The organism is Actinoplanes sp. NPDC051633 (assembly GCF_040681735.1).
In the GTDB taxonomy this organism is placed as follows: Bacteria; Actinomycetota; Actinomycetes; order Mycobacteriales; family Micromonosporaceae; genus Actinoplanes.
In genome coordinates, this window is the sequence record NZ_JBFAZH010000427.1 from 1 (window position 1) to 5,941 (window position 5,941).

The window sequence follows — 5,941 nt, forward strand, 5'->3', positions numbered from 1 at the left end:
TGCCGGTCAGCGTGGCGGGCGCGATGGCCGGCACGGCGAGAAGGTTGGCGGGGACGGCCACCAGGCTCACCGAGGCCGACAACCCGGCGACCACCGGTCCGCACGCGACCTGGGCGGCGGCGGGCACGGCGAGGGCCTCGGCCACCCCGGCCGGCCAGCCGCGGCGGCGCAGCGTGTCCCGCCACTTCGGAGCGAGCAGCAGCAGGCCGGCGGTGGCCAGGACGGACAGCGCGAAGCCCGCATCGCCGGCCAGCTCGGGGTCGGCGATCACCAGGCCCGCGACGCCCGCGGCCAGCGCCGGCAGCGCGGCGCGGGGGCGACCGGCGGCCAGGCCGAGGAGACCGATCGCACCCATCGCGGCGGCGCGGACCACGCTGGGCGACGGCCGGGCCAGGATCACGAAGCCGACCAGCGCCACCGTGCAGACCAGCGCCGCGACGACCGGTCCGGCCCGGGCCCGCCGCACGAGGAACAACACCACACCCAGGACGATCGCCACGTTGGCGCCTGAAACGGCGTTCAGATGGGTCATGCCCGTGGCGCGGAAGTCCGCCTCCAGCGATGGGTCGAGCCGGCTGGTGTCGCCGACCACCAGCCCGGGGAGCAGACCGCCCGCGTCGTCGGGCAACGGCTCGCACGCACGCTGCAACCCGGCGCGCAGCACGCCCGCCGCCCGCTGGGCCCAGGACGACGTGCCGTGCAGTTGTGGCGGTTCGCGCACGGAGAGGACCGCGGCGCGCAGGTCGCCGCCGCGGGGTGCGAGGAGGCGCCCGGACACGGTGGCGCGCTGGCCGGGCAGCAGCGGGCGCCACGCCGGATCGCTGCCCAGGACGATGGCCCTGGCGTCCAGGCGGATCGCCGCCGGTGGGTCCTCGGCGCGCACCTCGACCAGGTCGACGTCGATCAGATAGGTGGGCGGCTGCCCGGCGGAGGTGGCCAAGGAGCGTGGATCGTCCCGGACGACGACCTCCGCCCGCACGGTCGCTCCCTCGCTCATCAGGGAGCGCAGCGGCCCGGAGTCGCGCACCAGCACACGAGCCGCGGTCGCGACGGCGCCGCAGCCCGCGCCCAGCAGGATCGCGACGATGATCCAGGCCGGCACGGCGGGCAGCCGCCACCCGGTCCCGGCGCGCCCGCCCCGGGCCGCCGCCGCTCCCGCCACGCCCAGGGCCAGCGCGAACGCGGCACCGGCGACCAGGAAGCCCGTGCCGGCGGAAACGTACAGCCCGGCCAGCGCGGCCAGCCACGTGGCCGGCGCGAAGCCGGCCAGCCGGAGGTCCGGCGTCACACCGTCACCAGATCTTTGAGCTGCTCGTAGCGGGAGCTGCCGATGCCGCTCACCTTGCGCAGGTCGCTGACCGCCTTGAACCCGCCCTGAGCCTCGCGGGCGTCCAGGATCCGTTGCGCGAGCACCGGCCCGACGCCCGGCAGGCCGTCGAGGTCGGCGGGCGTGGCGGTGTTCAGGTTGAGCGGGCCGCCGGCCGCCGTCGAGGTGCCGGCCGCGGCGGGCGGTGGCGTGACCCCGACCATGATGAGCTCGCCGTCGACGACCCGGCGGGCGAGATTGAGCATCGACGGATCGACGCCCGCCTTGGCGCCGCCCGCCGCCGTCAGCGCGTCGGCGACCCGGGCACCGGCGGGCAGCCGCTTCAGGCCGGGCTTGTTCACCTTCCCGCCGACGGCCACCACCACCTCGCCGACCGGCGCGGCGCTGCTTGCCGGCGGCGGTGCCTGAGCGACGGCCGGCGCGGGCGGCTCGATCGGCTCGACCCGCGGCCGGGACCGCCAGGCGAGGAAGCCGGCGATCAGCACGACCACCGCGGCGACCATGGCCAGCGCCCTCACTCCCGGGCGGCCCAGATCGAACGCCGCGAGCCGCCCGCCGAAGGACCCCTCCGCGCTCAGGCGGGGAGCGGTCCAGGCGGGGCGGACAGCGGGATCGGCCAGGTCGGCCTGGTCGCCGGGCGGCGGGCCGGGCTGAGCCCCGGCCGGGAGGTCGGCCGGGAGGTCGGACTGAGGGTCGGTGGAGGGCAGGTCCACGTCGTCCGGCCAGCTCGGGATGAGCTCGGACCACGCCACTGGACTGCGGTCCTCGAACGCGGCCGGCGCGGCCATCACGGACCGCAGCCGCGCCGCGACGACGGCGTCACTTTCGTCTCGCTTGGGCACGCGGCGAAGCTAAGCCGGATGCCGCGCCGGATGGCGCCGCCCTGTGGATAACCCGACGATGTGGATAACTCCGGGGCGCCGCCACGCGAGGTGTAGAACTTGTGCTCGTGAACGAGAGCGAAGCCGTGACCGCGCTGCGGGCGGCCGGGTGTGTGTTCGCGGAGGACGAGGCCGCGATGCTGATCCGGGCCGCCCCCGACGACCACGTCCTGGCGGCGATGGTCCGGCGGCGCGCGCAGGGCGAGCCGCTCGAGCAGGTGGTGGGTTTCGCCGACTTCGCCGGGGTACGCGTCCGCCTCCGCCCCGGCGTCTTCGTCCCCCGGGTCCGCAGCGAGCTGCTGGTCCGGGAGGCCGTCCGGCGCACCGCTGACCGGGCCGTGATCGTCGACCTCTGCTGCGGCTCGGGGGCGCTGGGCCTGGCGGTCCGACGACACCGGCCGGCCGCCACCCTCCACGCGACCGACATCGACCCGGTCGCCGTCGCCTGCGCCCGGGACAACCTCGGGGAGGCGGGCGACGTGTTCCAGGGCCACCTGTTCGATCCGCTGCCGAGAGGGCTCGAGGTCGACGTGCTGCTGGCGAACGTGCCGTACGTGGCCACCGGCCACATCCCCTTCCTGCCCGCCGAGGCCCGCGACCACGAGCCGCGCACCGCGCTGGACGGCGGCGACGACGGCCTGGAGGTCTTCCGCGCGGTCGTCGCCGAGGCGCCGCTGTGGCTCGCGCCCGGCGGGGTGCTGCTCTCCGAGATCACCGAGGCTCAGGCCGGGGACGCCGCCGCGGCGCTCCGGGACACCGGATTCAAATCGGAGGTGACCACCGACGACGACTTGGAGGCGACCGTCATCATTGGTGTGCGGTAGGGTCTGCGCCCGGCGGAAAGGGGCCGTGACGTGGGGTTGCTGCACAGGATCGCCCGCGCCCGGCTGGCCAGTCAGGTCATCCGGCGGCTGCGGCGTGCCGGCGTGACCGACGCGCGCTATCTGTCGGCCGGCTTCGCGGTGCGGTTCACCCGCCCGGGGGCGGACGAGCCGACCCTGCTCCCGCTGGACAGCCTGCTCGCGGGCCGTTCTCCCGGCCGCCGGGCGCGCCGGGAGCGGATCCAGCGGTTCGTCGCGGGCTATCTCGACGCGCAGGGCGTGCCGTCGGGGTGGGACGAGGTCCGAGCCAGGTTGCGCCCGTTGCTGCGGCCCTCGCACCTGCGCGGCGGGATCCCGGCGAGCGGCCCGGACGCGCCGCTGCGGCGGTCACGGCTGCCGTTCCTGTCCGAGTTCGTGGTGGTCGACGAGCCGGAGACGATGACGTACGTGGGCGCGGACCAGCTCGCCGGGTGGGGGGTGCCGGCCGACGAGGTGTTCCGGGCGGCCCGGGGCAACCTGACCGGCGCGGTGCTGCAGGGTGCCGCCCGGTCGCCGGTGGTCGTGCAGTTCACCGAGGACGAGAACGCCTACTGGACGTCCCACCTGCTGCTCGACGGCTGGCTCGCGCGGCTGGCGCCGCAGGTCGGCGGTGTGCCGGTGGCGTTCGCCCCGGACCACGGGACGTTGATCGTCGCGGCCGAGGACAGCGCGCATCTGCCGGAGCTGTTCGCGCGGGCCGAGGTGATGTATCTGGCGTCGCCGCGGGCGATCACGCCGATGGCCTACGTGAGCGACGGCGACGGGCGGACGGTGCCCTACGCGGTGGCGCCGGGCCACCCGGTGCACGACTGCATCCGCCGGGCGGAGACGATCCAGCGGGTGCAGGAGTACACCCGCCAGGCGGCGTCGCTGCCGGGCGCGGCGCCGTTGCGGCTGGTGGACGGCCTGCGCACCCGCACGGCGAGCACACCGGACGCGCTGCTGCCGGCCGCCGACGAGGTGGAGGTGGACGGCAAGGTTACACCATGGGCGGACCTGGCCGAGAGGCTGACGCCGGTCGCCGGCATCGACCCGCCGCGCTGGACCCTGAGCAGCTAGCAGGCCGCAAAGACGGCGTCAGCGGCGATGGACCACGATGCCGGCGACGCCCGGGCCGACGTGCGCGGCCACGACCGCGCCGATCTCCGTCAGGTAGCAGTCGCGGATCCGGTCCTCCAGGCGCATCGACACCGCGTCGGCGAGGGCCGCCGCCCGGTCCGGGGCGCCCAGGTGGTGCACCGCGATGTCGACCTCCCCGTCGCCGGACGCCTCGACCGCCAGATCGACCAGGCGGGCCAGCGCCCGCCCCGACGTGCGGACCTTGTCGCGCACCACGATGGCGCCGTCCACCACGTGCAGGATCGGCTTCACGGACAGCGCCGTGCCGAGGAGCGCCTCCGCGGCTCCGATCCGGCCGCCGCGGCGCAGGAACTCCAGCGTGTCCACGTAGAAGAGGATGGTGGTCCGTTCGGTGTGGTGCAGCGCGGCCCGGCGCACCTCGTCCAGCGAGGAGCCCGCCGCCGCCGCGGTCGTCGCCCCCAGCGCCACGAAGCCCAGGCCCATCCCGGTCGTCCGGCTGTCCACGACCTGCACCCGGTCGCCGACCTCCCCGGCGGCCAGCAGCGCAGCCTCGTAGGTGCCGGACAGCTGCGCGGACAGGTGCACCGACAGCACGCCGTCGGCGCCGGCGTCGAGCAACTCCCGGTACGCGGCGACGAACTGCGCCGGCGCGGGCCGCGAGGTGCTGATCTGCGCCCTTCGCACGGTGAGCGCCCGGGCCACGTCCGACGGCGTGACCTCTTTGCCCTCGAGCCCCGAGTCACCGTTGATCACCACGGTCAGGGGCACGACGGTCAGCTCGTACCTGCCGTCGAGTTCCGCGGGCAGGTACGCGGTGGAGTCGGTCACGACCGCGACGGGCATGCGGGCAACTTAACCGATGGACGGCCGGCTAACCCCTACGCCGGGCGGATCGCGGTCACCAGGAACGGCGTGCCCTGCTGGCAGGTCGTCATCTGGCCCGGGTCGGCCTTGCCGGTGACCACCACCTCGGTGCCGTTGGCGGCCTTCGCCTTCAGCGCCGGATCGGCGAAGATCAGCAGGTAGCTCATGCTCGGGCTGGTCAGGATGACGCAGTTGGGCTCAACGCCGGCGGACACCAGTCCGAAGACGGTCTGCGTGCCGGACGCCGTGGGTTTGCCGCCGCCCTTGGTGGGCGAGACCGGCACCGACGGCAGATCGGTGGCCGGCGGCGGAGCCTGGGACGGCTCAGCAGACGGCACAGCGGACGAGGGTGCGCCCGCCGGGGTCGCGGCGGGGTTGGCGCCGGCGCACCCGGCGGTGACCAGGAGCGCCACGAGGGCGGCGAACACGATCTTCATGGGGATGAGACGGTACGGGACATCGGCGGGTTCCATTGCCCTCAGACCGGCGGCGGGACGGGCCGCTCGGAGAAGACGCCCACGTTGTAGGCGCCGATCTGCCAGCCGCGCGACGAGTCGTTCGTCAGCTCGACCCAGTGACAGTTCTGCAGCGCCCGCAATGTCCGAAGCTGCTCCTGCGGCCAGCCCAGCAGATGCCCGATGCCCTGGCGTGCCGCCGCCCCGTGGGTCGCCACCACGACCGTCCCGCCGGTCGGCGAGGCCGCGCTGAGCAACGCCTCGGAGACGCGTTTGCCGAGGTCGCTCAGGGTCTCCACGTCGCCGCCGACGTCGTCCTCGCCGGCTTTCCAGCGGGCGTACTCCACCGGCCGGGAGGCCTCGACCTCGGCCATCGTGAGCCCCTCCCACGGACCGAAGTAGCGCTCCCGCAGCCGCTCGTCATACGACACCGGCAGCCCGGTCACCGCGGCCAGCGCGGCCGCCGTGCCGGCC

At 75.2% G+C, this 5,941-nt stretch carries 7 protein-coding genes; 2 read left to right on the top strand and 5 right to left on the bottom strand.

Annotated elements, in window-relative coordinates:
* Both AB0M20_RS22690 and AB0M20_RS22695 read right to left on the bottom strand, forming a co-directional pair.
* Positions 1-1,288: ComEC/Rec2 family competence protein (locus AB0M20_RS22690; RefSeq protein WP_364301174.1), on the bottom strand; the 1,288-nt coding region annotated here is incomplete at its 3' end.
* Positions 1,285-2,169 carry a ComEA family DNA-binding protein gene (locus AB0M20_RS22695; protein ID WP_364301177.1) on the bottom strand — a complete coding sequence of 295 codons (885 nt, stop codon included), beginning with the start codon at positions 2,167-2,169 and terminating at the stop codon, positions 1,285-1,287. The genes AB0M20_RS22695 and AB0M20_RS22690, both read right to left, overlap by 4 nt.
* Positions 2,170-2,276: 107 nt before the next feature.
* Here AB0M20_RS22695 and AB0M20_RS22700 point away from each other — a divergent pair, with 107 nt between their 5' ends.
* On the top strand, positions 2,277-3,032 hold the full coding sequence (locus tag AB0M20_RS22700; protein ID WP_364301179.1) for a putative protein N(5)-glutamine methyltransferase: 756 nt from the start codon (positions 2,277-2,279) through the stop codon (positions 3,030-3,032).
* Positions 3,033-3,062: 30 nt separating this feature from the next.
* Positions 3,063-4,127, top strand: a complete 1,065-nt coding sequence (locus AB0M20_RS22705; protein WP_364301181.1) for a hypothetical protein — start codon at positions 3,063-3,065, stop codon at positions 4,125-4,127.
* 18 nt (positions 4,128-4,145) lie between these two features.
* Here the strand turns inward: AB0M20_RS22705 and AB0M20_RS22710 are convergent, their stop codons facing one another.
* The 3 genes from AB0M20_RS22710 to AB0M20_RS22720 all read right to left on the bottom strand — a co-directional run.
* The gene (locus AB0M20_RS22710) at positions 4,146-4,991 is read right to left on the bottom strand and encodes a DegV family protein (protein ID WP_364301184.1); all 846 of its coding nucleotides are present in this window, start codon (positions 4,989-4,991) and stop codon (positions 4,146-4,148) included.
* Positions 4,992-5,026: 35 nt separating this feature from the next.
* Complete coding sequence (locus AB0M20_RS22715) at positions 5,027-5,449, bottom strand: hypothetical protein (RefSeq protein WP_364301186.1); 423 nt, start codon at positions 5,447-5,449, stop codon at positions 5,027-5,029.
* 41 nt (positions 5,450-5,490) lie between these two features.
* Positions 5,491-5,941 (bottom strand): histidine phosphatase family protein (locus AB0M20_RS22720; protein WP_364301189.1); only part of this gene is annotated, 451 nt, incomplete at its 5' end.